Source organism: Micromonospora sp. NBC_01655 (assembly GCF_026339755.1).
In the GTDB taxonomy this organism is placed as follows: Bacteria; Actinomycetota; Actinomycetes; order Mycobacteriales; family Micromonosporaceae; genus Micromonospora.
The window spans coordinates 723,472-749,345 of the sequence record NZ_JAPEQF010000001.1; the positions used below are offsets into that span (position 1 = coordinate 723,472).

At 66.9% G+C, this 25,874-nt stretch carries 19 protein-coding genes and 4 pseudogenes; 19 read left to right on the plus strand and 4 right to left on the minus strand.

The genetic code is table 11. The features are described 5' to 3' along the window. The first annotated feature begins 77 nt into the window (after positions 1 to 77). From OOK41_RS03500 to OOK41_RS03525, 6 genes are all read left to right on the plus strand, one after another. Entirely contained in the window at positions 78 to 311 is a 234-nt protein-coding gene (locus OOK41_RS03500) for a hypothetical protein (RefSeq protein ID WP_266268062.1), read from the plus strand. After that, the gene (locus tag OOK41_RS03505) at positions 295 to 1,050 is read left to right on the plus strand and encodes a 2'-5' RNA ligase family protein (protein WP_266262939.1); all 756 of its coding nucleotides are present in this window, start codon (positions 295 to 297) and stop codon (positions 1,048 to 1,050) included. The genes OOK41_RS03500 and OOK41_RS03505 overlap by 17 nt, the downstream gene beginning before the upstream one ends. A gap of 343 nt (positions 1,051 to 1,393) precedes the next feature. Beyond that, positions 1,394 to 2,230: a PfkB family carbohydrate kinase gene (locus tag OOK41_RS03510; protein WP_266262940.1), complete on the plus strand. Its 837-nt coding sequence runs from the start codon at positions 1,394 to 1,396 to the stop codon at positions 2,228 to 2,230. Positions 2,231 to 2,287: 57 nt separating this feature from the next. Next, complete coding sequence (locus tag OOK41_RS03515) at positions 2,288 to 2,755, plus strand: GNAT family N-acetyltransferase (RefSeq protein ID WP_266262941.1); 468 nt, start codon at positions 2,288 to 2,290, stop codon at positions 2,753 to 2,755. Between the two features lie 165 nt (positions 2,756 to 2,920). Next, entirely contained in the window at positions 2,921 to 3,631 is a 711-nt protein-coding gene (locus OOK41_RS03520; protein ID WP_266262942.1) for a PfkB family carbohydrate kinase, read from the plus strand. Beyond that, positions 3,600 to 3,812, plus strand: coding sequence for a PfkB family carbohydrate kinase (locus OOK41_RS03525; protein WP_266262943.1), 213 nt, complete (start codon positions 3,600 to 3,602; stop codon positions 3,810 to 3,812). Before OOK41_RS03520 ends, OOK41_RS03525 begins: the two co-directional genes overlap by 32 nt. On the opposite strand, the gene OOK41_RS03530 is transcribed toward OOK41_RS03525, so the two are convergent. The 3 genes from OOK41_RS03530 to OOK41_RS03540 form a co-directional block, all read right to left on the minus strand. Next, positions 3,734 to 4,840 carry a hypothetical protein gene (locus OOK41_RS03530; protein WP_266262944.1) on the minus strand — a complete coding sequence of 369 codons (1,107 nt, stop codon included), beginning with the start codon at positions 4,838 to 4,840 and terminating at the stop codon, positions 3,734 to 3,736. The genes OOK41_RS03525 and OOK41_RS03530 overlap by 79 nt on opposite strands. Next, positions 4,837 to 5,010, minus strand: a complete 174-nt coding sequence (locus OOK41_RS03535) for a hypothetical protein (RefSeq protein ID WP_266262945.1) — start codon at positions 5,008 to 5,010, stop codon at positions 4,837 to 4,839. The genes OOK41_RS03530 and OOK41_RS03535 overlap by 4 nt, the downstream gene beginning before the upstream one ends. A gap of 142 nt (positions 5,011 to 5,152) precedes the next feature. Then, the gene (locus OOK41_RS03540; RefSeq protein ID WP_266262946.1) at positions 5,153 to 5,524 is read right to left on the minus strand and encodes a hypothetical protein; all 372 of its coding nucleotides are present in this window, start codon (positions 5,522 to 5,524) and stop codon (positions 5,153 to 5,155) included. A 975-nt stretch (positions 5,525 to 6,499) separates the two neighbouring features. Between OOK41_RS03540 and OOK41_RS03545 the strand changes: the two are divergent. Beyond that, positions 6,500 to 7,022 (plus strand): annotated as a pseudogene (locus tag OOK41_RS03545) (DUF6244 family protein). Positions 7,023 to 7,217: 195 nt separating this feature from the next. After that, positions 7,218 to 7,562 (plus strand): hypothetical protein, encoded by a 345-nt coding sequence (locus OOK41_RS03550; RefSeq protein ID WP_266262947.1) that lies wholly within the window; start codon positions 7,218 to 7,220, stop codon positions 7,560 to 7,562. Between the two features lie 146 nt (positions 7,563 to 7,708). Here the strand turns inward: OOK41_RS03550 and OOK41_RS03555 are convergent, their stop codons facing one another. Then, a complete protein-coding gene (locus OOK41_RS03555; RefSeq protein WP_266262948.1) occupies positions 7,709 to 8,206 on the minus strand; it encodes a hypothetical protein in 498 nt (165 codons plus the stop codon). A gap of 542 nt (positions 8,207 to 8,748) precedes the next feature. Here OOK41_RS03555 and OOK41_RS03560 point away from each other — a divergent pair. The 11 genes and pseudogenes from OOK41_RS03560 to OOK41_RS03605 form a co-directional block, all read left to right on the plus strand. After that, positions 8,749 to 8,910: pseudogene (locus OOK41_RS03560) on the plus strand (ISL3 family transposase); the annotation flags it as partial. A gap of 518 nt (positions 8,911 to 9,428) precedes the next feature. Then, on the plus strand, positions 9,429 to 9,737 hold the full coding sequence (locus OOK41_RS03565) for a hypothetical protein (protein WP_266268063.1): 309 nt from the start codon (positions 9,429 to 9,431) through the stop codon (positions 9,735 to 9,737). A gap of 290 nt (positions 9,738 to 10,027) precedes the next feature. After that, entirely contained in the window at positions 10,028 to 13,471 is a 3,444-nt protein-coding gene (locus OOK41_RS03570) for a LamG domain-containing protein (RefSeq protein WP_266262949.1), read from the plus strand. A gap of 311 nt (positions 13,472 to 13,782) precedes the next feature. Further along, entirely contained in the window at positions 13,783 to 20,898 is a 7,116-nt protein-coding gene (locus OOK41_RS03575) for an RHS repeat-associated core domain-containing protein (protein WP_266262950.1), read from the plus strand. An 844-nt stretch (positions 20,899 to 21,742) separates the two neighbouring features. Continuing rightward, a pseudogene (locus tag OOK41_RS03580) lies at positions 21,743 to 22,034 on the plus strand (hypothetical protein). Positions 22,035 to 22,060: 26 nt separating this feature from the next. Then, a complete protein-coding gene (locus tag OOK41_RS03585; protein WP_266262951.1) occupies positions 22,061 to 22,651 on the plus strand; it encodes a hypothetical protein in 591 nt (196 codons plus the stop codon). After that, on the plus strand, positions 22,555 to 23,394 hold the full coding sequence (locus OOK41_RS03590; protein WP_266262952.1) for an FtsK/SpoIIIE domain-containing protein: 840 nt from the start codon (positions 22,555 to 22,557) through the stop codon (positions 23,392 to 23,394). Before OOK41_RS03585 ends, OOK41_RS03590 begins: the two co-directional genes overlap by 97 nt. A gap of 378 nt (positions 23,395 to 23,772) precedes the next feature. Continuing rightward, a pseudogene (locus tag OOK41_RS31855) lies at positions 23,773 to 24,009 on the plus strand (transposase); the annotation flags it as partial. A gap of 295 nt (positions 24,010 to 24,304) precedes the next feature. Next, complete coding sequence (locus OOK41_RS03595; protein ID WP_266262953.1) at positions 24,305 to 24,844, plus strand: hypothetical protein; 540 nt, start codon at positions 24,305 to 24,307, stop codon at positions 24,842 to 24,844. A gap of 30 nt (positions 24,845 to 24,874) precedes the next feature. Beyond that, positions 24,875 to 25,180 carry a hypothetical protein gene (locus OOK41_RS03600; RefSeq protein ID WP_266262954.1) on the plus strand — a complete coding sequence of 102 codons (306 nt, stop codon included), beginning with the start codon at positions 24,875 to 24,877 and terminating at the stop codon, positions 25,178 to 25,180. Then, positions 25,105 to 25,812, plus strand: a complete 708-nt coding sequence (locus tag OOK41_RS03605) for a hypothetical protein (protein WP_266262955.1) — start codon at positions 25,105 to 25,107, stop codon at positions 25,810 to 25,812. The genes OOK41_RS03600 and OOK41_RS03605 overlap by 76 nt, the downstream gene beginning before the upstream one ends. Positions 25,813 to 25,874: the final 62 nt, after the last annotated feature.

Consider the following 25,874-nt stretch of genomic DNA (forward strand, 5'->3'; position numbering starts at 1 on the left):
CTTGGTCCAAGAGCGGCGGCGTGTTCAGCCGATGCTGATGGGCCGTGCGCGTCCGAGGCAGCAGCAGCCGCCTGGACATGGCATCCGCCCTGATCGACACGCCGACAAAAGACCTGGACCAGGCCCTAGCGCTGGCACGCGCGGCAATGGCCGCTGGGGAAGGCAACCGCATCGAGTCGATCGAGCAGCGACTGCGATCCTTCGTCGCAGGGCTCCAGGGATACTCGGACTATGCGCCCGTAGCTGCCTTCGCCGATGAGGTGCGTCAGTGGTTGTGTGAGCGGAAGTCGGACAATGACAACCCCTTCTAGCGAATCCTGGGAAGGGCATGGACGGTACGACTACGTCGACGAGGACTGGGCGCGCTACCGCGCGCTCGATTATCTGGTCAATCATTGGGAACGGACAGGTTGGACGCCGGGCAGACGTTCCTACCATTGGATGATGTGTCTCGGCGAAAGCGAAGCATTACGCAGGATCGCAACGGGATGCCAGGCCGCACTTGGCCATATCCCTACCCTGGACATGGTCCCCCTGAAAGGGCTGCATCTTACCGTTCAGAAGGTTGGCTTCACAGATGAAGTGCCTGCCGCGCAGCTCGACCAGATCGTGGCAGCCGCGCAGCGGCGGCTCGCGGTCATCCCCCCGATCTCACTGCGGGTGGGGCCCCTGGCCGGATCAGCGGGAGCTGTTCGATTCAGTGCGGGCCCCCATCCTCCAGTGCGGAGCGTTCGCCAGGCCTTGCGGCAGGTGCTCGCGGAGGTCAGGGGCGAGCGTGCGGTTCCCGCGCGTGCCACCGAGTTCGTCCCCCACGTCAGCATCGCCTACAACAACACGCCGACCGACGCGGCACCGGTCATCGACGCGGTGGCCAGCCTCCGCTCCGCCGCATCCGTGACGACAGCCATTCACAGCGTCGAGCTTGTCGAGTTACGCCGAGAACCCCGCAGCTACGCGTGGGATGTACTGGCCACGGGCACGCTCGGGGGCGACGAGCAGCCCGCCGGATCACGACTCCCCGAACCTCCCATGCCCGCCCAACTGCGGTGACCGCCTCCAGCAGCCCGACAAGGCCATCGGCAGTTTCACGGCGGCCGTCAACGAGTGTTCGGAGCGCTGCCGGCGCGAGCGGGGCGTGTACCTCTCCCGCACGGCGCACGCGTACCTCGGCCTCGGAGCCCGGCGATGCCGCCGCCGTAGCCGCTGAAGCGTTGACGGTGGGGACCACCACCGACTCGGCGCGGGTTTGCCGAGACGTTGCCGCCCTGACCCGGCAACTCGAACCTTTCCGTGGCCAGCGGGATGTGCGGCATCTGCTTGACCAACTGGCCACGGCCGGATGAACCACTCGCCCGGTCCGGCGCAGATGCCGGGGCCACCTCGTGTCGCCGTCGTGGGCCGCGCCAACATCGACATCACTGTGCGGATTCCCGGACCGCCGGTTCCCGGCCGCACGACGTTCGCCTCGTCGCCGGCGACGACCACTGCCGGCGGCAAGAGTCTCAACCAGGCCCTGGCCGCCAGCCGGGCGGGCGTGCACACCAGCCTGATCGGCAACGCCGGCGACGACCACTGGGGCGCCTTCCTGTACCGGGCCCTCACCGACGCGGCTGTTGACGTGTCCTGCTTCCACCTCGTGCCGTCGGCGTCGACCGGAATCGCGGTCATCGAAGTCGACCCTGACGGGGAGAACCGCATCATCCTCGCGCATGCCCTGGAAACCGAACTCACCGGCGAACAGGTACGCACCAGGCTTGCAGGGCTACGCGCCTCGGTCGTGGTGGCCCAACTTGATCTCCAACCCGACGCTGTCGACGCCGTCTTCCGGCACCATCGCGCCGAGACGCTCATCGGCAACCTGGTACCGCATTCCACGCTTGGATCGGCCGCGCTGGCCCCACTGGACCTGTTCGTCTCGAACGAAGCCGAAGCAGCGGCGATACTCGGCCGCCACCACGACGACCCGACGGTCGCCGCACGGGAACTGCGCGAGCTGGGCCCCAGAACAGCCGTGGTGACCGCTGGCCCGCGCGGTGCCGCCTACAGCGACGCCGACGACACCGCGCTCGTGCCCGCACAACACGTCAACGTGATCAACACCAGCGGAGCGGGCGACGCCTTCCTCGGCACTCTCACCGCGCAGCTCGCTCACAACCTCCCGCTCTTCCACGCAGTCGCCGACGGCGTTGCCGCCGCGACAACCCTCGTGCGCAGCGGCGTACAGGAGTAGCAACACACGAAGCGTCCCGATCGCTCAAGGTCGAGACCGACAGGAAGGACGCACGTCGTGACTCCAGTCGTAGCCGCCGAACCCGTCCATGTCGACGTGATCGCCGCGCTTCTTGAAGAGTTGGACACGTTCTACGGTGAGACCCAGGTTGAGCCCCGTGACGTGCGGATCCGTCAGATCAACGAGGCGCTCTTCGGTGACCCGCCCCTGGCCCATGCCGTGCTCGCCTGGGACGCGCAGGCACTCGTCGGGCTCGCGACGTATTCCTTCCTGTGGCCGGCCGTCGGCCTGACCCGCTCGCTCTACTTGAAGGAGCTGTACGTGGCGGAGACGGCTAGGGGGCGCGGCGTCGGGAAGCTCCTCATGGACCGCCTCGTCGAGGTGGCGGCCACGAACTTCTGCAGCCGGATCGAGTGGACCACCGATCGGGACAACGTGCAGGCGCAGCGTTTCTACGAGAAGCTCGGTGTCGCGCAGCGCGGCGACAAGATCTTCTACCGGCTTGAGGGCCAGCTCTTCCGGTGACAGATGCCAGGTGACCTGGTGGCGGTAGCGTCGCTGACCATGATGGTTGCGGGGGACGCGGGGGGCGCGGGTCCGCCGCGACCTCACTGCCCTGGCCCGGCAACTCGAACCCTTCTGCGGCTAGCCGGAAGTGCGGCATCTCCTCGATCAGCTGGCCACGACCGGATGAACCACCAGCCGCTCGATCAGTCCCGTCCGCTGCAGCCGCCGCATGTCGCCTTCGTCGGGCGCGCCAACATCGACCTTACTGTTCGGATCCCCCAGCGGCCCGTCCTTGGCCGGACGACGTTCGCCTCGTCGCCCGCGACGACCACGCCCGGTGGCAAGAGCCTCAACCAGGCCTTGGCCGCCCGCCAAACGGGTGCCCGCACCAGCCTGATCAGCAACGCGGGCGCCGACGAGTGGGGCACCTTCCTCAGCCGAGCCCTCACCGACGCGGCCGTCGATGTGCCCTTCTTTCGGCTCATGCCGTCTCCCGCGACAGGAATCGCGATCATCGAAGTCACCCCTGACGGCGAGAATTACATCGTCCTCGCGCGCACTTCGGAGACCGAGCTCACCGGAGAGCAGGTGTGCAGCGGGCTTCAGCAGGCGCGGACCCCGATCGTGGTGACCCAGCTCGATCTCCAGCCGGAAGCCCTTGACGCCGTCTTTCGGCACCACCGCGCCGAGACGCTCATCGGTAACCTCGTGCCACATCCCACGCTCGGGTCGACTCCGCTCGCCGCGCTCGACCTGCTTGTCTCGAATGAGCCCGAGGCGGCGGCGATACTGGGCCCGCCACCACACCGATCCGTTGGTCGCTGCCCAGGAACTCCGGAAGCTAGGCCCAAGGGCAGCGGTGGTGACCGCTGGCGCTCGCGGTGCCGCCTCTAGCGATACCGACCACACTGCACTCGTACCCGCACAGCACGTCACCGCCATCAACACCAATGGGGCGGGTGACGCCCTCCTCTGTACCCTCGCCGCTGGACTCGCTCACAAGGTCCCGTTACCCCACGCAATCGCCGAGGGGTTGCCGCCGCAACACGCCTGGTGCGAATCGGGGGGGCAGTAGCGCCGCGTATGAGGAGGGACAGCTGACCGATCGCAACGACCCACTGCTTGGCTTACGCGGATGCGCCGCAGCGGCCCGGCCGGAGTCGGACGGATGGGTTGGGAGTCTTCTTCGGGGCCTTCGCAGGCTGACCTGCTGGGGATGGCGCTGGCTGGTCGGAGTGGTGACGAGATCGGCAGCGTGGGCGCGCTCGGCAGTGTGGCGCGGGTTGGTCTCGCGTGGCCGTGTCGCCCTATACCGGAGGCCCGGCGTTTCGTAAGGTCGATGAACAGCTCCAGCAACTTCGCCGGCAGCGGTCCTGGCACGTCCCCGAGCAGGAGCTTGTCCCCGCCCGGGTTCAGGTAGAAGGCGCCAAAGTACGCCGGCCAACCGTGCACCTGAGCGGCACCCTCGCCGTCTAGCCCCCCGCTCCTGTTCCAGAGCTCCGTGGAATCCAAGCCAAGCGACTCCCGCATGAAGGCCCCGATGAGCTGCTCCACCGGCTCCTCGCCGTCGGCGCTGACCAGCATCCGCAGCTCACCGTCGGCCGCGCTGAGCAGCTGGCCCTCGGTACCGGCCGACAACAGCACAGCGGTCACATGCGGACGCCCGCTCGACACATCCTGGTTGATCACCACACGGACGTGCTGGCCGCTAACGGTGACGTCGACGGCGATGCGCCGGACCCAGGCCTTGACGTGGTTAGGCAGATCGCGTGGTCGACCCCGCAGCGCCCATACCAAGAACTCAAGCAGGCTTGTCTTCCCGGCGGAGTTGCTCGGGTGCATGATCGCCCAGACGCCGGCATCCAAGCGCTGATCGATGTTGATTTGCTCGCCGGTCTTCTTCACGCCATCGACGCGCAGCCGCAGCACCTTAACGCGCCGATGCGGCGGGATCGGGCTGGGCAGGGTGATACCGACTTCCCGCAGCACGGTCTCTATATCGGCCACCGTCGCCGATGATTTCGTCGCAGCGGTCGCTAGCAGCTCGCCGGGGCTGGGTGGCGTCCAGGTCTGCACCGCCGCCGGGCTCACAGTGGCCGTCACCGAACCAGCTCCTCTGCGGCAGAGGGAGCCGGGACGGTCACCCGGACTTCGGCCAACCGGCGGCGGGCCTGTTCCGTGATCGCCGGGATGTAGGAGCCGATGGGGGTGTCGGCGTATTCGCGCTGCAGGTACTGGCGAGCCTTGATGTGGCTGCCACCCAAGCTGTCCACGAGGGCCACCACGGTTCGGGTCCGATCGCCGTACCAGCCGAGCGCGGGTGCTTCCCTCAGAAGGTCAACCGCGGTCGTCTGCCCCTTTTCGAGCAGGTAATAGTTGTGCTGAAGGACTCTGCGTTCGCCGAGCCGGTCGTGCTTACGAGCCAGACCCCTCGACGAGGACCGACAGGGCATTGTCCAGCTGCTCGAAGGCGCCGAAGCGGTGCCGCAACATGGGAAAACGGCGAAGGTCGGGCTCTTGCGACGACAGGATGCGCTCCGCCTCGTCGACAAGTCCTGGTGAGTCCGGGTGGGACTCGTACTCGTTCAGAAGCTCGTTCGCGAGGTAGTCCGGGTAACGGACCCAGAAGTCCAGCTTCTGCAACCGCACCTGTGTCCGAACGATGCCTACGGCACTCGGTGGTGCCTCGCTGTCCTCGCCCACGGGTTTCGCGGCTGCGTCGATCAACAACAGCAGTCGAACCGCGTCTTGCCAGAGGCTGGCGTGCCGGACCATCACCTGAGTCACGTGTAGAGCCAACCGGACCACCACACTGCGTGTCTAGACCCGTCGCGCGGTGTAAGGCGACTTCTGGCCGAGGCGGTCGATCTACGCGCCGATCGATCGGACACCCAGCGCCGGCTGGCTGACGTCGGCCGGGGCAGCGGTTGATCCGTGGCTGCTCGGTGGCTGCTCGGGCGACGGGGGACGGGCGTGGATTTACCGGGACGCAGCCGGATTTCATCAGCTACCGCGAGCCCTCGCACTAATCGACGGCTAGCGATGGCCCTCGCCTGCAGCGCCTGGACCAGCAAGGACGTAGCTGGACGGGGTTGGACTAGGGAGGTTGCGGACCGACTCTGCTTGCTGCAAAGTGCTATTTGTCGGGGAGACAATGCCAGCTTCCTGCGGATCAGAAGGTCCCGGGCCAAGATGCCCCCGAAAGATTTTGCTCACGAACGGGCGAGCACTCACCGAGCTGCTTGGGTCCAAAGTGGACGTAGAGGCGAGAGTCTTCCCAGCTAGATTGGGTGTCCGTGGGTGGGATTGCTGCAATCCGGCGGATTAAAAGTTACCAGAAGTGGACGAAACTCCTCCGGCCTCGCCAAGTAGTCGAGTCGAGTCCTGTAGTCCAGCTTCCTGCCGTGCTGTCCGCCGCGTTTGCGCTGTTCCGCGCCGTGCCTAAGTAGCAAGCCGTGGTGACCGAGCGGATGGTCGAGGTCGAAAATCCAGGATCCGCGCCGTGAATCCGTCCACGCTGGGAACATGCGAGCACCCGTGGAGCACCCGCCAGTCCGCCAGTCGGGAGTTCTGCCGTGCCAGCATGTCGCCTGCCGTTCGCTACGGCGAGGTCTTGGCCTGGTCCGAGTTGGCTCTCGAAGTCACGGCTCAGATTAGCCTGCGGGGGCTTGCGCCCTGTCATCGATGACGGCTGGTGGCCGCAAGGATGCCCCGGTATTTTCAGCGGTCGAACACACTGTCTTCGATCGAAAAGCCGGCTACGTGTCGCACATCGAGAAGATCACCGGTGAACTGCGTGCGCTGATGACGGGCGTCGAGCGCGTACAGGGCCTGCTGGTTGCTGCCAGCGGCCAGGCGGACGAGGTGGCGCTGCGTGCTGCGGGGGCCGGCTTCGCCGCTGTGGCAGCGGGAATGACCCGGGTGGGCAGCGCGATCAAGGGAATCCAGGGCGGCCTGGGCATCCTTTTCGGTTCGATCGGTGAGGCGGCGAAGGCCACCGCGGCCGTCCCTCACGAAGCCACCCCGCAGGAGACGATTTCCGGGCTGACGCCCGTTCAGGCCGCAGTGGACAGCGCCCGCGACGCAACGGCCGGCACCATCACGCAGGTCGGTGAGGCGCAGCAACTCGTCGCCATGATCCGGCAGGGTGGGCGGCCCGGCCCGCTGCTGCAGGCCCTGGAGAGCATCAAGTAGGTTACTGGTGGTCCAGCGCACCGGCACAGCCCGGCAGCACGTCGACGCGGCGATCGCCGAGGCGCGACAGCTCGGGTCCTCGGGAAACTGACCGGGGCTGGCGGTCAGGTACCGACCAGCCCGATCCCGTCCGCCACCGGTGCCCCGACCTCCCATGCTCCCGTCCTCGGTGGTGGCGCCTCCGATGAGCGCTGCCTCACCCCCGTGGACGAGGCAACCCACCGGCGTCCTCGATGGATCACCGACCGAACCGCGAACGAGAATCCCACTGCTGGAGGACGACAGGGTGCAGCGTTCACTGGAGTTGGACAACGCGTGCGCCGACACGGTCGCCGTCAAGGGCTACCGGGTCCACCAGAACCCGACGAAGCGGCAGATCGCCGAAGCGCGGCTGATCACCGGCGACGTCGGAAGACCGGACAAGGACCCCGACTATCTGATTGAAGGCCACGTCTTCGACTGCTACTCACCGACTCCGGCCAAGGCCGTGCGCGGCATCTGGACGGAGGTGTCGGGAAAGGTGGCCAGCCAGCAGACCCAGCGTGTGGTGCTGAACCTGCGGGAATGGCGCGGTGACCTGGCCGCTCTCCAGAGGCAGTTCGACGACTGGCCGATCCACCAGCTAAGATAGCTCGCGGCGGTGACCCACCCGACGGCACCATAGGCCAGCTACTCATCGGCGGCTCCGGAACCGCGAGGACCCGCCTACCCGGCAGAGCCGTGTCCTTGATGCACAAGAACTGTCAGCCGGCCGGACCGCCGCCTGACCGGCGGGCTCTATCTTGCCGGGTGTTCGGTCTGTGAGCGGATCTGCCTGAACATCTGACCTGGGTCGTCAGCTTCAGTGAGGCCACCGAGGTGGATCATGCCGAGAGTGTGCGGGGAGGCCCAGGCGCAGACGCCGACGCGCAGGCCCTTGCCTTGCCCGGTGCCGCAGCGGGCTGTCCCGCCGAGCGGTCCTGACGGGACCGGCTTCACATCGCTGACAGCCGTCAGTCCGGCGAACACCGCGTCCAACACCGCGTCCGGGGCGGTGACGGTGCCGGACACCCCGCTGAGGAGGATGAAGCGATCGTCGTCGCGGTAGACCCCGTGTTCGGGCGAGTACTGCTCCTTCACCGCCACATAGGCGGTGCCTACCGCGCTGGTCGGCTCCCCTTGGACGAAACCCTTGAAGTAACCCATGTTCGTCTCGGCCAGCCCGGTCAGTCGCCGGTCGACCGATTCGTTCCAACTCCCGAGCAGCTTCTCTGGCTTGTCGAGTCGCATCGCCACGGTACTGAGGCTGGGCGAAGGCTGGGTGGTGGCCCGCGATTCGACGGTGTCCGTAGGGTGCGAGCATCCGGCTGCCAACAGGGCCGCCAGGACGAGTGTGCCGAGTCTCGTAGCGTGGCCTGCGCCGTCGATCGGCGTTCTCCTCGTCATGCGCGTCACTTTCCTTGCGGTTGTCGGCGCAGACTATCCCGAGCCGCTGGCCCACGGTGTCCCGCACCCAGGTTAGTCGACTGGTTCGCCGCTTTGCCTGCGCCAACACCGGTCGCGCCCGGCAGACCTTCGTCGAGCAGATACCGGGTCTGACCCGGCGATACGGCCGTCACACGGTCCTGGCGGCCAGGGACCTGGAAGCGGTCGCGCTGGCGTTGGGCGGTCGACCGGGCTCACGGCTGGCACATCGGTTGGCGGTTGCGCCGTCCCGGATGACGTTGATCCGGATGATCCGCCGGATACCCGACCCGCCCCGGGCGAGGCCGGCGGTGCTGGGCGTGGACGACTTCGCCCGACGCCGCGGGCACCGATACGCCACCGTGCTGCTCGACATGCACGCCCGCCGGCCGATCGACATCCTGCCCGACCGCACCGCCGACACCCTCGCCGCCTGGTTGCGCCGGCATCCCGGCGTCCGGATCGTGTGCGGGGACTGTGGCGGCAGCTACGCCGACAGCACCCGCCGAGGCACGCCCCACGCGATTCAGGTCGCCGACCGGTGGCACCTGCTGAAGAACCTCAGCGACGCCATCGAGAAGGTCGTGGGCCGGCACCGCTGTTGTCTGCGAGACCACACCGATCCGCCGTCGGCCCTGTCGCCGGCGGTCACGACCGAGCCGGCAACAACAGGACGAAGCGCGGCGAACACCCGCCAACGCCACGCGGCTGTCCACGCCCCTGCGCGCCCAGGGACTGTCGATCGCAGCGACCGCCCGCCGGCTCGACATGAACGTCAGAACAGCCCGCAAGTACGCCCGAGCCGCACCGCCGAGGAACTGATCGGACCGAACGCCAGGAGCCTACCCAGCGTCCTCGCCCCCGTTCCACCCCCACCTGCGGCAACGCCTCACCGCCGGCGTCTACCGGACCGCCGACCTGCACGCCGAGATCCTGACCTGCGGCTACCAGGGCAGCCTGCGGGTCCTGCGGGACTGGCTCACCACCGCCCGCACCCGACCAACCCCCGTAGCAACCCGAGTGCCATCGGCCCCGACGGATCACCGCCTGGATCATGCGTCCCGGGCACAAACTCACCGCCGACGACCGCGCCAACCTCGCCGACGCCCGCAGCCGCTGCCCGGACCTCGACACCCTCACCGACCTCGCCCGCGGGTTCACCGCACTGGTCCGCCACCAGGGCGCCGGACAACACCTCGACACCTGGATCGACCGCGCCAGACACGCCGGACACCCCGCATCAAGACAATCAAGCGACAGATGTACGGCCGCGCGAACCTCGACCTACGAAAACGAGTCCTCGCCACGCCATGACACCACCACCAAGATCATCCACAGAATGTGTGCCAGAGCCTGGGTTTGAAGCGGCGTTGACACCTGTGGGGGCTCTTGCGGGGGAGGTCTGGCGGACGGCGACCAGTTGCTGGGGTCTCGATCCGTCGGGCAGGGGGTGCCTGATCGGCCATCACTGTGAGTAATTCTGTTTAGGCTTCTACGCACTCATGAATCTCGCTCGCGCTACGCGGCGTCACGCCCTGTAGGGGTATTGACGCTCAGCGTGCGGGGCCTTAACTTCAGTCAACTTCAACCACGGGGGAGGGCGACGTGCGACGTCGTTGGTCGATGACGCGTGTCCGCAGAGCGGTGTGGGGGTTGACAGCCGTCGCTGTCACCGGCAGCGCAGCGGTGGGTGTTCAGGTCCCGGCGTCGGCCTTGGCGGTGGCACCGGATGCGGCTACGGCGATCGCCTCCGCGGAGACGGTGGCGCTGGCGGCGGCAAAACGTTCGGGCTCGCCTGTGGAGGTGGCGGACTCGAGGTCGGAGCTGTCGCGGGTGTTGGCGACGCCGGAGGGTTCACTGCTGTTGGAGTCTCACGCGACTCCGCGCTGGACTCGCGGGAGCGACGGCGCGTGGCGGCAGATCGACACGACTCTCCGGATGACGGCCGACCGGGGCGTGGCCCCCGTGGCGACGCTGGCGAACGTCGCCTTCTCGACTGGGGGCAGCGTCCCGGCGGTACGACTGCCCTTCGTCGGTGGCAGCGAGGTGAATCTCGGCTGGCCGGGCCAGCTGCCCGCTCCCCGGTTGGAGGGGGACACCGCCGTGTACGAGTCGGTGTGGCCGGAGGTCGACCTTCGTGTGAGGGCGCTGGCGGACGGATTCACGTGGGCTGTAGTGGTCAAGTCGGCGATGGCGGCGGCCAATCCGCAGCTCCAGGAGCTTCGTATGCCGTTGAGCACGCCGGGTTTGACTGCGCGCGATCGGACCGGCGGCGGGTTCGAGGTGGTCGACGGCGCTGGGCTGCCGGTCCTGTCGGGTGGCAATGCTCTTATGTGGGACTCGTCCACGAATGGCGGGTCGACGACGCGGGCCGCGAAGGCTGCGGCGGCGCAGCAGCAACGCAACGTGGTTCGCGTTGCGCCGGACCTGGCGGAGCAGGCGGAGTTGCCCACCGGCATCGAAGGCACGGATCTGGTGATCCGGCCGGATCTGGACCTCCTGCGCGGGCCGGAGACCGTCTACCCGGTCGTCATCGATCCGTGGACGACGATCAACAAAGCGAAGTGGGGCTACACGGGGTCGGAGAACCTGACCCGGGACGATGGTGTCGCCAGGGTGGGCAAGGAGCCAACCGGTGCGGGGACCTTCCGCTCCTTCTTCCGGTTCAACCTGACGAGTCTGTACGGCAAGGTGATCCGCTCGGCGAAGTTTCTGACCGAGATGACCCATTCATGGGATTGCGCCAACACGCCGGTCAACCTGTGGCGGTCGGCTGACCTGTCGACCTCGGGCAAGCAGACGTGGGACGGGCCGAACCTGGCGCTGTGGTTGGAGCAGCGGTCGGGACACGCCCACAAACCCCCGGCTGCGCCGAGCTGCCCCAACGATCCGCAGCCGGACCTGCCCATGGAGTTCGCCAGCAGCAACCTGAAGGACGACGTCGCCGCGGCCAGCGGCCAGGACAACTACACCCTGGCGTTGTCCACCCGCCAGTCCGACGGCACCTCGGAGAGCACCAGTAACTGGTGGAAGAAGTTCGACCCGGCGATGACGAAGTTGACGGTGGAGTACAACACCAATCCGAACACGCCGACAGCCGCGCAGATGAGCACTCACGCCGGGTACACCGCTCCGGCGCGGGCGTGCGTCACGGGAACCTCCCGTCCTGTGATCAACGCTGCGTCTCCCTGGCTGAAGGCCACGGTGACCGATCCGGATGGCAGCAACGGCAAGAGTCTCTCGGGGGTCTTCACCGTACAGAAGTGGAACGCCGCGACCAGTACGTGGGCGGCGGCGACGGGTTGGCCGAAGACCGATTCAGGTGTCGCGCCCGGGGGTAAGGCGGAGGTGCAGTTCACCGTCAGCACGGCGGACGGGGATCGCTACCGGTGGCAGGTGCAGACCAAGGACACGCTTGGTGGGGCGTCGGGTCCGTCGCCCTGGTGTGAGTTCGACATCGACACCTCGTCACCGGAGACAGTCCCGGCCGTGACGACCGCCGATGGCCTGTATCCGGCTTCCCCGCCCTTGGGAACGAACGTGGATGCTCAGGGGGGAATCGGATACTCGGGGCGCTTCACGTTCTCGCCGAACGGGTCCACCGGCGTCTACGACTACGTATACCGGCTCAACGGTGGGGCCGAGTCCACGGTGAGGGCCCCTGTCCTGGGTGGTTCGGCGACGGTCTGGATCACTCCGGAGTTCGTCGGTAACAACGTGTTGACCGTGATGAGTCGTGACCAGGCCGGTAACCCGAGTGGTGCGCTCGACTACAACTTTCTCGTCAACATCGCGTCCTACCCGAAGGCCCAGTGGATGATGGACGAGGGCACAGGAACCTCGCTGGTCTCGGCACCGGTCGGCGGCGGCGTCGCCGCAACTCTGAACAACGGCCCCACTTGGACCGACTCCCGGATCTCCGGCACCCACAAGACCGGCGGCAAGGACTGGGCGGTCAAGTTCGACGGTGTGAACGACTATGCCAGCGCCAACGTCGGACTGGACACGTCCAGGAGTTACTCCATCGCGGCGTGGGTGAGACCCGATGCTGACGGGCTGATGGAGATCGCGGGTTCCCCCGCGAGCGCGACGGACTCGTTCATGCTCCGCAAGTGGGGCGACAACCGTTGGACGTTCGGCGTCATGGAGGAAAACCTCGGGGCCACCGCCTTCACGAACATCTTCGGGCCGGTGGCGGTCACGGGGGTGTGGACCCACGTGGCGGGCGTGTACGACGCGGCTGGCGGCCAACTACTGCTCTACGTCAACGGCACGAAGGTCAGTAGCGGAACTGTTCCCCGGACCTTCAACGCTGGCGGCACGATCACCATTGGCCGGGAACGCTGGAACGGCACCGACGTGGCGCACTGGAACGGCGCGATCAGCGAGGTCTCGGTATGGGACCGTGTCATCGACCCGGACCTCGACTTGGTGCCTGTGGTCGCTCCTGTCAAGGTCGGGGCGTGGGACATGGAGGACATCGACACCGAGGCGCCCCGCCAGGAGGGCGACGCGTCGGGATACCAGCGACCGCTCACCCTCGCTGACGCCCCTGCCGCTGACTGGGCTTACGAGGGCGGCTACAACGGCTCGACGGGCCTGTTGGTCAACGGCAGCCCCGGCTCCGCGGACACCGCCGGATCTGTCCTGCGCACCGACCAGTCGTTCACCGTGGCCGCGTGGGTCAAGGTAACCACGGCCGATCACCAGACGGTCCTGTCACAGGACGGCACCACCCGGTCCGGGTTCTACCTGATGTACGACGAACCCACCGACAAGTGGTGCATCACCGTCCCGTCGGTCGACACCGGTACCGCCACCTGGCAGTACGTTATGTCCGTCAACCCAGCGCAACTGGATACGTGGACGCACCTGGCGGCCAGGTACGACGCCTCGGCGCGGGAACTGAAGTTGTACGTCAACGGCGTCCTGCAGGGCACGCGGGCCGACACCGTCACCTGGAACAGCGCGTCGGTCTTCCACGTCGGTAGGGCGAAGAGTTCCTTCTTCGTCACGGGTGGAACTGTCGACCGAGTGCGTGCCTGGCAAGGGCTGCTCTCAGAAGGCGACATTTTGACCGACATGAGCGAGGGCTGACCCGCCCAGCCTCGACAGATCACCACGAACCGCCCGACTGCAACGGTGCCATGAGCACGACGGCGGTCGGGCGGGGTGACCCCTCTGCTAACACCGCAGTCCGCACCGGCGGCCTCGACAGCCTGCCTTTATCCAGAGCAACCGCCTCCAGATCAGTCCCGCCCTTGGGCGAAAGCCGCCGGCAACCATCGACTACTGCAGGTGGCCCTTGCGCCGTACGAGCAGACAGGTGGTTTCTGCTCGTGGCATCCCATTCCCACATGCCGTGCACACCAGCTCGGCGTTCAGATCCCGTTAGGCGAGAGGACACGATGGGCACCGTCAAACCTAGCCGGCCCAAGCGCGCGGCCCGGCACCGACCACACATCCCTCCACTGCTGCCCCGTCGCCCGCTGACCGCCGCGTTGAGTGTGCTCGCCATCCTCGCCACCACCCTCGGCGGGCAGGTCCCGGCACAGGCGCGACCAGAAGTCAGCGCCGAACTGCTGAAGCCGCAGCGCTACGAGTCGGTGCCGGTCCACCCGATCAAGGCCACGAAGCCGACGCCGGACGCCGAGGCAGCCGCCAACAGGATCAAACGCCCCTCACCGGTATGGCCGGCGGCGGGAACCGCCGAGGTGACCCTGCCCTCACCGGGGGCACGGTCCGCTGCCTCGGAGCCGGTCCAGGCCGGATCCCTACCGGTGAGGATCGCGCCCGCAAGCTCCCACTCGGCACGCGTACCAGCGGCGGCGATCCCGGAGAGGGTGCGGGTCCAGTTGCTGCCGCAGGCCACCGCCGAGAGGGTCGGCCTGCGTGGCGGCCTGCTCATCCGGGTGGGGCGAACCGACGGCGGACGAACGGCCGGCCAGGTCGAGGTGACGGTCGACTACTCGACGTTCGGCAGCGCTTACGGCGCTGACTGGTCGTCGCGGTTGCGCCTCGTGCAGGTGCCTGAGTGCGCATTGACCTCGGCGGCGGTCAAGGACTGCCTCGTGGTGCCGCTGGAGTCCCGAAACACGGTGCGTGACCGGACAGTGTCCGCCTCAGTGCCGGCGAGCCCGATCCGCCCCGCGCTGTCGAGATCGGATGCGAAGCGGTACGGGATGGCCCCCTCCACCGCGTCGGGCGGGACGCTGATCGCCTTGGCCGGTGGCCCGTCAGGCGGCGCCGGTAGCTTCGCCGCGTCGAGCCTCGCACCGTCCTCGTCGTGGAGCCACGGCGGCTCCACCGGTGGTTTCAACTGGTCGTACCCGATGAGGACCCCACCCGGCCCGGGGGGACCCGCCCCGAGCCTCGCCCTGTCGTACTCCTCGCAGTCGGTCGACGGTAGGCAGGCGGCGACGAACAACCAGCCGGGGATGATCGGTGAGGGCTTCGACTACTCGCCGGGCTTCATCGAGCGGCAGTACAAGGCCTGCGCCGACGACATGGACAGCGCCGGGGCGAACAACACCGTCAAGACCGGGGACCTGTGCTGGGGGCCCGACAACGCCGTCATGTCCCTCGGCGGCTCGTCGGTCGAACTGCTCAAGGGCAGCGACGGCAAGTGGCACCCCCGCAAGGAGGACGGCTCCAAGATCGAGCTGCTGACCTCCCCGGTCTACAACAACGGCGACGACGACAACGAGTACTGGAAGGTCACCACGGCCGACGGCACCCAGTACTGGTTCGGCCGTCACCAACTGCCGGGCTGGAGCGCCTCCCGCCCGACGACCAACTCGGTGCTGACCGTCCCGGTGTACGGCAACAACCCCGGCGAACCGTGCCACCAGAGCACCTTTGCCGCCTCCGAGTGCGGCGGCAAGCGGCAGGCGTGGCGTTGGAACCTGGACTACGTCCAGGACGTCCACGGCAACACCATGTCCCTGTGGTGGAGCAAGGAGACCAACTACTACGCCAAGAACAAGGCATCCTCGGCGCCCGCCGTGTACGACCGGGCCGGTCACCTGACCCGCATCGACTACGGCACTGACAACCGCGACAACACCGAGTACGCCGCGGCGTCCCCGTACGTCCAGAACGCGCCGATGCGGGTGGCCTTCACCAACGTCGACCGGTGCCTGACCAACTGCGCCACCAAGGACGACACCACGTGGCCGGACACCCCGTGGGACCAGGAATGCACGGCCAGCACGAACCCCTGCCAGAACGGCTCGCCCACCTTCTGGACGGCCAAGCGGACGACGGTGATCACCACGTCCGTATGGAAAGCCGCCCTGTCGAAGTACCAGCCGGCGGATTCCTGGACCCTGCGTCAGACGTTCCCCGACCCCGGTGACGGAACCCGCGCCGGGCTGTGGCTGGACGGCATCACCCACCGGGGCCTCAACGACCCCGCGCTCATCACCACGCCGAACGACGACACCAAGGCCGTCGTCGCCCCCGAGGTGACCTTCGAGGGCATCCAGATGCAGAACCGGGTCGACGCGACCGGCGCGGACTGGGCGCTGGCGATGAACTGGCGGCGGGTCAACCTGATCAAGCTCGAGACCGGCGGCCAGATCTTCGTCACCTACAGCGACCGTCAGTGCGCCAAGGGCGGCACCATGCCGACCGCCACCGCTCTGGACAGCAACACGCTGCTCTGCTATCCGGTCCGGTGGACCCCGCCGGCCTATACCGACCCGATCACCGACTACTTCCACAAGTACGTGGTGCGCGAGGTCCAGCAGATCGACCCCGTCGGTGGGGCACGACCGCTGCGGACCAGCTACGAGTACGACAACCCGGGCAACCAGCCACTGTGGCACTACGACGAGGACACCGGCCTGGCCCCGGACAACCGCAAGAGCTGGTCACAGTGGCGCGGCTACCCGAAGATCACCACCTACGTTGGCGAGGGCACCGACCGGGTCAAAACCGAGACGCTGTACTACCGCGGCATGCACGGCGACAAACTCGCCGGCGGCGGCACCCGCACCACCACCGTCGAAGGCCTCGAAGGCGGAGCGGTCAACGACTACGACCACTACGCCGGCACGCCACGCGAGCAGATCAGCTGGCTCGGCACGACGTTAGTGGCCGCCAGTGTCAACGACATGTGGCGATCGGCCGCCACCGCGACGCGCGCGGGCACCCCGATCGCCGAGGCCCGCTACAGCCGAGTCGCCACGACCCGTAGTCGCGCCACCACCGACACCGGCATCCGCCGGGCCAGCACGACGACGACCTACGGCGACTACGGCATGCCGACAACCGTCCAGGACAACGGCGACGACGACAAGACCGGCGACGAGGCGTGCGTAGAAACCGAGTACGCGCGCAACACCACCGGCGAAAACTGGCTGTTGAGCACGGTCAAGCGCATCCATGGCTGGAGCGGCACCTGCACCGGGGCACTGATCACCGCAAGCCGGATCACCGCCGACACGAGGTTCAGCTTCGACTCCCTCGCCTACGGTGTCACGCCGACGAAGGGCCTGTTGACCAAGACCGAGGTCATCACCGGCTACAACTTCGGCACCCGCACCTACCAGCAGGTGTCGACGGCCAAGTACGACGCCCGCGGACGCGTGAAAGAGTCCACCGACATCGCGGGACAGACGACCACCACCACCTACACGCCGCTGGAAGACGGCCCGGTCACCAAGGTCGAGACGAAAAACCCGCTGCTGTGGAGCAACACCGTCGATTTGGACCCGGTCCTCGGGCTGCCCCTCAAAGCGACCGACCCCAACCTGCGCATCACCGAGTACACCTACGACGCGATGGGCCGAAACATCGCCGTCTGGCTGCCCGACCGGGACAAGACCGCCAACCCCTCCGCCCCATCGACCCGCTACAGCTACCTCCTGTCCAAAACACAGCCATCCACGATCACCACCGAGTCGCTCAACGCCAACGGCGGATACGACACCTCGTACGCCCTGCTCGACGGCCTCGGCCGCGGCAGGCAGACCCAGGAACCGGCACGCGGCGCCGGCCGGATCCTGACCGACACCTTCTACGACGCCGCCGGCCGGACTTACAAGGCGAACTCGGCCTACTACAACTCCGGTCCAGTCGATACCAGCCTGATCTACACCGGCTACGACTACGACGTTCCCAGCCAGACCCAGACTCTCTTCGACCCTGCGGGACGGCCGACCCACTCTCTCCTGCTCGCCGGTCAGAACGGCATCCAGGTCGAGAAGTCCCGTACCTCCATCACCTACCACGGCGACCACACCACCACCGAACCCGCGGTGGGTGAGGCCGCCACCACCAGCTGGACCGACGTCCAGGGCCGCGTCGAGAAGCTCTGGCAGTACCACGGCCACACGGCGACCGGCACCTACGACGAGACGAGCTACACCTACCACCCCACCGGCCGGCTGAGCACCGTCGAGGACGCCTCCGGAAACACCTGGTCCTACACCTACGACATCCAGGGCCGACCCGTTTCGGTGAACGACCCCGACCAGGGCACCTCCACCATGACCTACAACACTCTCGGTGACCTGGAAAAGACAACCGACTCACGGACCGACACACCGGACCTGTACTACACCTACGACCAGATGGGGCGGCTGGAAACTGTCCGCGAGGGCAGCCTCACCGGCCAGAAGCGCATCGGGTACGCCTACGACCTGCCGGTCAAGGGCATCGTCAAGTCCGCTTCCCGGTTCATCGGCAGCGACGAGTACCGCGACGAGACCGTCACCGTCGACAAGCTGTACCGGCCCACGCAAACCAAACTCACCCTCCCCGCCTCGCAGGCAGGCTTCTGCGGCATCGGCGCCACAACCTGCAGCTTCATCAACAAGGCCACGTTCAAGGCCAGCGGCGCCCTCAACAACCTCACGCTCCCCGCAGCCGGCGGGCTCAGTCAGGAACTCCTGACCTACAAGTACGACACGACGTACGGCATGCCCGACCAGTTGGCCACCGACTACGGCGACGCCGGCTACTACGCCATCCAGTCCGGCTACACCAGCCTGTTCGAACTCAACACCATCACCCGGGCCACCGCCCTGGTAGGCGCCAAATTCGTCCAGTCCGCCACCTACTACGACGAAGCCACCGGCCGGGCGAAGAACAGCTTGATCTCACGCTCCACCTCCCCAGGGCTGATCGCCAACGTCGAGTACTCCTACGACCCGAGCGGCAACCTCAAGAAGATCGACGACAACCCCGGCAGCGGCACCCGCGACACCCAGTGCTTCACCTACGACCACCAACGCCGGCTCACCGAAGCGTGGACACCCGAGTCCCACGACTGCGCCACGCCACCACAGAACGACCAGGAACTGGGAGGGCCAGCCCCCTACTGGCAGCAGTGGTCATTCGGCGCGCCCGCCGACCCGAAGGGGCGCATCGGCAACCGGCTGACCCAGACCGAGCGGGCCACACCCACCGGAACGATCACCACCACCTACAACTACCCGAACCCACAAGCCGCCCAACCCCACGCCCTCCTGGGATGGAGCCGAACCGACAACACCGGCACCACCACCGGCTCGTACACCTACGACAACGCCGGCAACATGACCAGCCGCCCCGGCCCCGCCGGTCAGCAAACCATGACCTGGGACGCCGAAGGCCACCTCGCCACACTGACCGACAGCACCGGCGCCAACTCCTACATCTACGACGCCGCCGGCAACCGGCTCATCGCCACCGACCCCACCGGCAGCACCCTGTTCCTCGACGGCCAAGAGGTCCGGCGAAACAGCAGCACCGGACAGGTCGACGCCACCCGCTACTACACCTTCAACGGCGAAACCATCGCCCAACGCACCGTCACCGGCATCACCTGGCTCGCCAGCGACTACCAGGGAACCGCCCAAGTCAGCGTCGCCACCGACACCAACCAGACCATCACCCAACGCCGACAGACCCCCTACGGCACACCCCGCGGATCACAAGTCTCCTGGCCCAACAAACAGGGATTCCTCGGCGGCTACAAGGACCCAACAGGACTCACACACCTAGGCGCACGCGAGTACGACCCCACCATCGGCCGATTCATATCCGTCGACCCCATCAACGACCCCGGCAACCCCCGCCAACTCCCCGCCTACACCTACGCCGCCAACAACCCCATTACCTACAGCGACCCCAGCGGCGAGATCATCCCCGAATACGCAGGAGTCGACAGGCCAAAAGACCTGTGTCCGCACGCCATTGATGGCTACGCCTGCCAGAGGTACATCGAAGAAGGCGGACCCGGCGGCGGACGCGGACTAGGACCCAAGCCAAAGACCGGCAGCCAGAAAACCCACGAGAGCCTCGAGGCGTGCGGCCTGTTCCTCCCCGGCGGCTCGATTTGCGACGGTATCAACGCAGTCATCTACATCACAGAGGGCAACTACACCGACGCCATAGTGGCAGCTGTCTCCACCGTCCCTGTTCTGGACTGGGCCTGCAAAATCAAAGCCTGGTGCAAGGCCGGCGCCGGCTGGATCGTCGGCAAGGCCAGGGCCATCGTCGGAAAAGTGCCGACCGGTCCTGCACCCAAGATCAACCACGCCGCCGACGCCCGCGACATGGCGGCGATCAAAGCAGACGCCCGAACCCCCGCCAAGGCAGCACCCACCCCGAAGCCTCCCAAACCGCCCACCAAGCAACCCGGGTCAACGACCAAGGGCAAACCCTCCAACAACGGCGGCGGCGGCGCACCCGCAGCGAAGTCCGGCTGCGCCAAGCACAGCTTCGACCCAGCCACCCCAGTAGTCATGGCCGACGGCACCAGCCGCCCCATCGCCGACGTCGCCATCGGCGACAAAGTCCTGGCGCACGACCCGGAAACCGGCACCACGAGCTCCCAGGCCGTGGACACACTGCACGTCAACCAGGATGAAGCTCTCACCGACCTCTCTGTTCGGAACGAGGATGGCTCGTTCGTCACGGTGAAGACGACGCAACATCACCCGTTCTGGAGCGAGAGCCGCGACAGGTGGGTGAACGCGGCGAACCTCCAGCCCACCGAGCGGCTGAAGACGCCCAACGGCGCTCTCGTCACGGTCGCCAAGGTGCACAACTTCTCCGGCGACGAACTGATGCGCGACCTTACGGTGGCCAACGTTCACACGTACTATGTGGTAGCCGGCAACACACCCATCCTCGTCCACAACTGCGGCGAGGCGGCTGATGATTTGCTTGACTTTGCGGATGAGGCTCTGAGCATGTCTCCAGAAGTGCGCCCGAACGTTGCGACTAAGATTACCTCTGCAGACGGGACGCAAGTCGGATTCGCCTATGCAACGGATACGCGGACAGGAGCTATGCCTCCGCAAACCGCGCGGGCTGTGGCAAACTCAGGTCATCACGGCGGGTGTGGAGAAGTTGGATGCGCTATTCAGTTCGAGGAAGCGGGCATTCCTCTTGAGGGATCGACATTTCAGTCGGTCAGGATTGGTGGAGGCGGCAGGGGTAACGCCTACCCGCTTGAGGATCACGGCAGCCTGATTGGCCCGTGTCCAGCCTGCCAGCGGTTCTTGCCCCTCATAGGTGGAAGGGGGTAGGCAATGTCTCTTCCGCCAGAGCTGCGAGCAGCGCTACAGAACTTGCGCAAGATCCGGTCCGAAAGGCCGGTTGGTGATTGCGATCCAGAATCCTATGCCGTCTGGCGAGACCGGATTGCGGATGCCCTGGAATCGCTGTCCACTGTTCTGTTGTATGACGAAGATCGTCGTAAAGCCGTTGCTGAATCGATAGCAGCGCGCAATGACGCGGCGAATATTCGTGCCGAACTGAATAGGCCAACCTAACTTGTAGGTGATTTATTGTGAGTCGTCGTTTCGGACTCATCAGGCGCAAGCCAGAGCGATTACGTATGGTAGCGAACGGCTGTCGCGGGATGCCGCCGTGTGCTCGGGTTGCCTTCACGGTTGCCGTCACGAGCTTGCGCAACATGTGCATGTATCGATGATGCTTGCGGACGACTGGATCGCTGCCGGCGGGACTTCCGGTGGCGCGCCGCGTAGCGGTGCGGCGTCGATCGCCGGAGGTGCCTCGTTGGCTGCCTGGTTCGGCGATCGTTGCGGCCTCGGCCTGGTGGATCGGCCTCCGCTTCTGGTTGCTGGTTCTGTGTTGGTTGGGCGTGCGCGCGGGGCCGTAGGCCGTAGCGCGTGCGCGCAGCCCGGCCGACAGGCCGGGCCGTTCTTGATCCTGTAGAGCAGTTTTGAGCCAGTCGGATCTTGGTCGAGGGCCTGGGTCCGGCTGGCTTACTGCTTCGGTGCGCGGTTGCGGTTGCTGCGTGGGCGCTTGGCGGGTGGCGGGGCCTGCTCGTCGTCGCTGGGGCGTCGGAGGTGTTCGGGTTGCTGGGCGAAGTTGCCTCGGTCGGCCTGGTATTTGATCACTTCGTCGATGAGGGCGTTGTTGGTGTCGGCGGCCGCAGTTCAAGGACAAGGCCAACGGTGTGGCCGCGACCGATCGGGTCACGGGTGCGCCGTTGGTGGAGGTGCCCCTCGCCTTGACGGTCGAGGGCGGGCAGCCGCAGGTGTTGCGGGTGTCGGTGCCGCAGCCGTCGGTGCCGAAGGACCTGGCCGTGGGGCAGTTGGTCAAGGCGTCCGGGTTGACGTTCGTGACAGGGGAGAAGAACGGTCGGGCCTGGCAGATATTCCGGGCGTCGGCGTTGACGGCGGTGAAGCCCGGATGATCAATCCACCTGATACCCGCCTGGTCATGGCGGTACCGGCGGTCGTGCTGGCGGTCGCCACCCTGGCAGCGCTGGTGTGGCTCGGCGCGCACGTCGTGCGGTACCTAGTAGCAGGCAAGGAACTCCGCCCGGTACTGCGGGTCGCGTGGCGGATCAAGCACACGTGGGGGCGAACCGCCCGCCGCGTCGGCCTCGTGCAGACCGAGCGGATCCGCCCGCCGTGGTGGTCCAACCGTCCGCCGGGCACGATCGTGCCCCGGGAGTTGATCCCAGCCGTGACCGTGGCGGCTGAGCGGTGGGGCGGCGTCGACGCCTCCACCGTCGGTCGGCTCGGCGTTGAGGAGTTCAGCCAAGCAGCCGGGCATCTGGCCGACGTGTGGCGGGTGCCCCTGGTGAGGGTGGCGCAGGTCCGTCCCGGCCTGGTCCGGATACGGGCGCTGCTGCACGACCCCCTCACCGAACCCGCGACTGGACCGAATCGACAGAGGTCGGGTCGGATCCGGCGGTGTGGGTCGCTGGCGTGGACGCCGACGGCCAGCCGGTCACCATTCGGTCCGCTGGTATGTCCGGCGTGGTGGTGGCCGGGCTGGCGGGTTACGGCAAGACGTCGTTCCTGAACGCCCGGTTCTGCCAGCTCGCCCCGTGCCTGGCGGTGCAGTTCGTGCTGATCGACGGCGAGGGCGGCCCTGACTACGACGACCTGTTCACCCGCGCGTGGCTGTCGGCGAAAGACGACCCGGAGCAAGTCCGTGACCATCTGGCCCGGGTACGGGAGTTGATGGTCGCGCGGCAGCACGCGATCCGGGCGGTGCGCGGCGTGAAGAACGTGTGGCACGTCGGCCCGTCCGCCTCCTGGCCTCTGGTCGTGGTGGTGATCGATGAGGCACACACGTTCCTGAACGAGACCAAGGGCACCGACGCGCAGTCCAAGCGCCTCGACGCCCTGGCCCGGGAGACCGCCCGCCTGGTGGAGGAGTTGATCCGTAAGGGCCGCAACGTCGGCATCCAGGTCGTTCTGGCGACGCAGAAGGCGACCGGGGATGCGATCCCGACGAAGATCCGCGACAACTGCCAGGTCGCGATCAGCTTCGCGCAGCGCACCTCGGAGGCTGCCACGGCCGTGCTCGGCTCGGACATCACGGCCGCGCCGAATGAGCACCCGCGCCGCCTGCAAGACCCGGCCTATGTCGGGGTGGCGTCGATGGTTGCGCAGGGGCGGCCCGGGTTCACCCTGGTCCGCACGCCGTACGTGCCGGACGTGACCGCCGATGCGATCGCCACCGCGACCGCGCACCTGGTCCGCGACCCGCTGCACCTGTTGACCACGGGGGAGGCGGTGGCCGATGCCGCACCCCGATGACGCGTTCTCCGGGCAGAGCGGCGGCACATTCCGCCAAGAACACTCCGCCGCGCTGCCCGGGTCCAGCCCCTGTCCCAGCAGTGAGAAGGAACCACCCCCGATGATGTCACCCCACCCTGTACCAACGGATCTGGGCGGCCTGCTCCGCGTGGCGGTCTCTGCCGACCTCGCCCGCCACGTCGGCGAGTGCCGGCATCCGGTCGCCGTCGCCGGTAGCAGTCTGCTCATCGAGCGCGGCACCGGCAGGATCGTCGACCGCCTCTAAGATTGATCTTTAACCTGTGGTCGGTTGGTATCGACCCTGGCTGATCATGGCCGCAGCCCTTGGTTGATCATTATTCTTGTCTAGGGAAGAAGATCAGAGCCAAGGGCTGCGGGATGATCAGTGTGCATGACGCCAAGCGCGTAGGCGCGGCGGGGGACCTCGCGGCGTTCCGTACGGAACTGCATCGTTGTCTAATTGCCAGGGCTGATGCGCTGTTCGAGTTGGCTGATGCGGTGTTGTGTGCGGATGGGCCGGTACGGTCGCTGCCGGCGTTGTCCCTGGTGGCGGAGCACCGTCGAGGCCACGGCGCGTTGTACGACGCGCTTGGCGCTGGTCGGATCGATGTGAAACGGCCTTTCGCTACCACCTACGAGGGAGCGGCGAGCACATGGCCGACCGGCGAGCCGACACGCCGCTACTCTGCCCGGCCAATACACAAAGACGACAATGGGGAGGCAGGCATCCGCCTCGGTGCCATGTACGGCTCCATGAGAATCATTAACGGAGAAGCTTTCTTCGTAAGAGTCACGCCCTAGCACCTGTTGGTCTGATCCATCGCGGGCGACGGGCCAGACCAGCAGGCACTTCCAGTACAAGCGAGAAAAAATGAGAGTTGCGGCTGAATGCTCAGCTGACGTATTGACCATGTACGGAAGCCTTGTGATAGGCGACCCGTACTGCGACGCCGAGGAAGACGATACAGCGGCAGCTCGTGCAGCCGCTCGCGCCAACGCCATCGCGGCTACTAGGTACCACGCCTATCTTCATACCGCCCAGTCAATTAGAGAAGTACGAATCGTCTTGCGCGTCTGGGAAGAAAATCCGGGCAAGAGTTGGCCTCCCAGGAACACCGACGACAACACTTGGGTCTATCGCACAGTTAGCATTGAATGCTCGGAGGGGCAACTTATCGTCGACAACGTATCGGCTGGCCCCGTTGGCTTTGAACCGGGCGCGTTGGAGAGAATCCCACTATCCGGGGGCCCGGGTCTTTTTTTGCTCCACGTCTCCATTGGCGGGCGGAATGACATAAACGAACGCATCGTTTCCGCATGGTCAATAGAGGACAACAATGAGCAAGTGGAGCAACTGCGCCTACTCGACGGATACGAGCGATACATCGTGAACATCGCGCGGGTCGGCCCACTGACCGACGATGAGGACGACGACCTCGACGAGGAGTAACCCTTTCGGGCCTGAATCCCGCATCGGCTGTTGCAGGCCATGGACCCGCAGCTACTGTCCGCGGCGATCGGCGTCTGGCTCGCCGGCCGGGCCACCGCCGCAACCTCGACGGCCGGCAGGGCCATCGCCGTAGACGGAAAGACCCTGCGCGGCTCCCGCACCACCGACACCGCCGCCCGGCACGTGATGACTGCCTGCGACCAGAGCACAGGCGTGGTCCTGGGCAGCGTCGACGTCGACGGCTGCGGCGTCTGGCCGCGGTGGCGGCGGCGCAGCCGGCGCTCGATCGGCCGGCGGGCACGGTGGAGCACCTGGAGTCGGCGAACTGGTTCCTGAACTCGTCGATCTCGGGCGGTCGGACGACGTCGGCTGTCGTTGCGCAGCAGTGGCGCTCCTGGCGGGGCGATGACGACGCCGGCCGTATGGTCAAGAAGGAAGTGCCTCCGACGTTCCGGTCGGACGCCGACCGGCGGGAGTGGCAGCGGCGGGGCGGCCGGGTCGACTCGTCGCAGGAGACGCGGGACTTCGCGGCTGGCGGATTCTCCAGCCGCTACACAGGTGCGGTGCCCACGGACGGGGCCACGCTGCGCGGGTGGCTGACCGCCGGTGGGTCCGTGCACGAGGCGCCGGTGCAGTATCTGGAGGATGTCGCCGAGCTCGCTGGGGTGCGGCTGCTGAACCCGGCCCAGCGGGCGGCGGTGCTCAGGCTGCTGGCCGACCTGCCGGGCATCACGGTGACCGGAACCGTCACGGACCGGGCCGGACGCGCCGGGGAGGCGTTCCCGGTCACGTCGAGCGCGCACGGTCTGCCCGCCCAGTACACGGTGATCGTCGATCCGCGCTCGGGCACGCTGTTGGGGTACGAGGAGGTGCTGACCACAACGGCGGGAAAGTTGAACGTGACGATTCCCGCGGTGATCTCCTACCGGTCGTACCTGGTCGCCGACTACGCCCCGATGCCCCGATGACGCGGGCCGGATGGGGGCGTCGCGTGAAGCGTCAGCGGGCGGAACATGGTTGCGGCACCTTT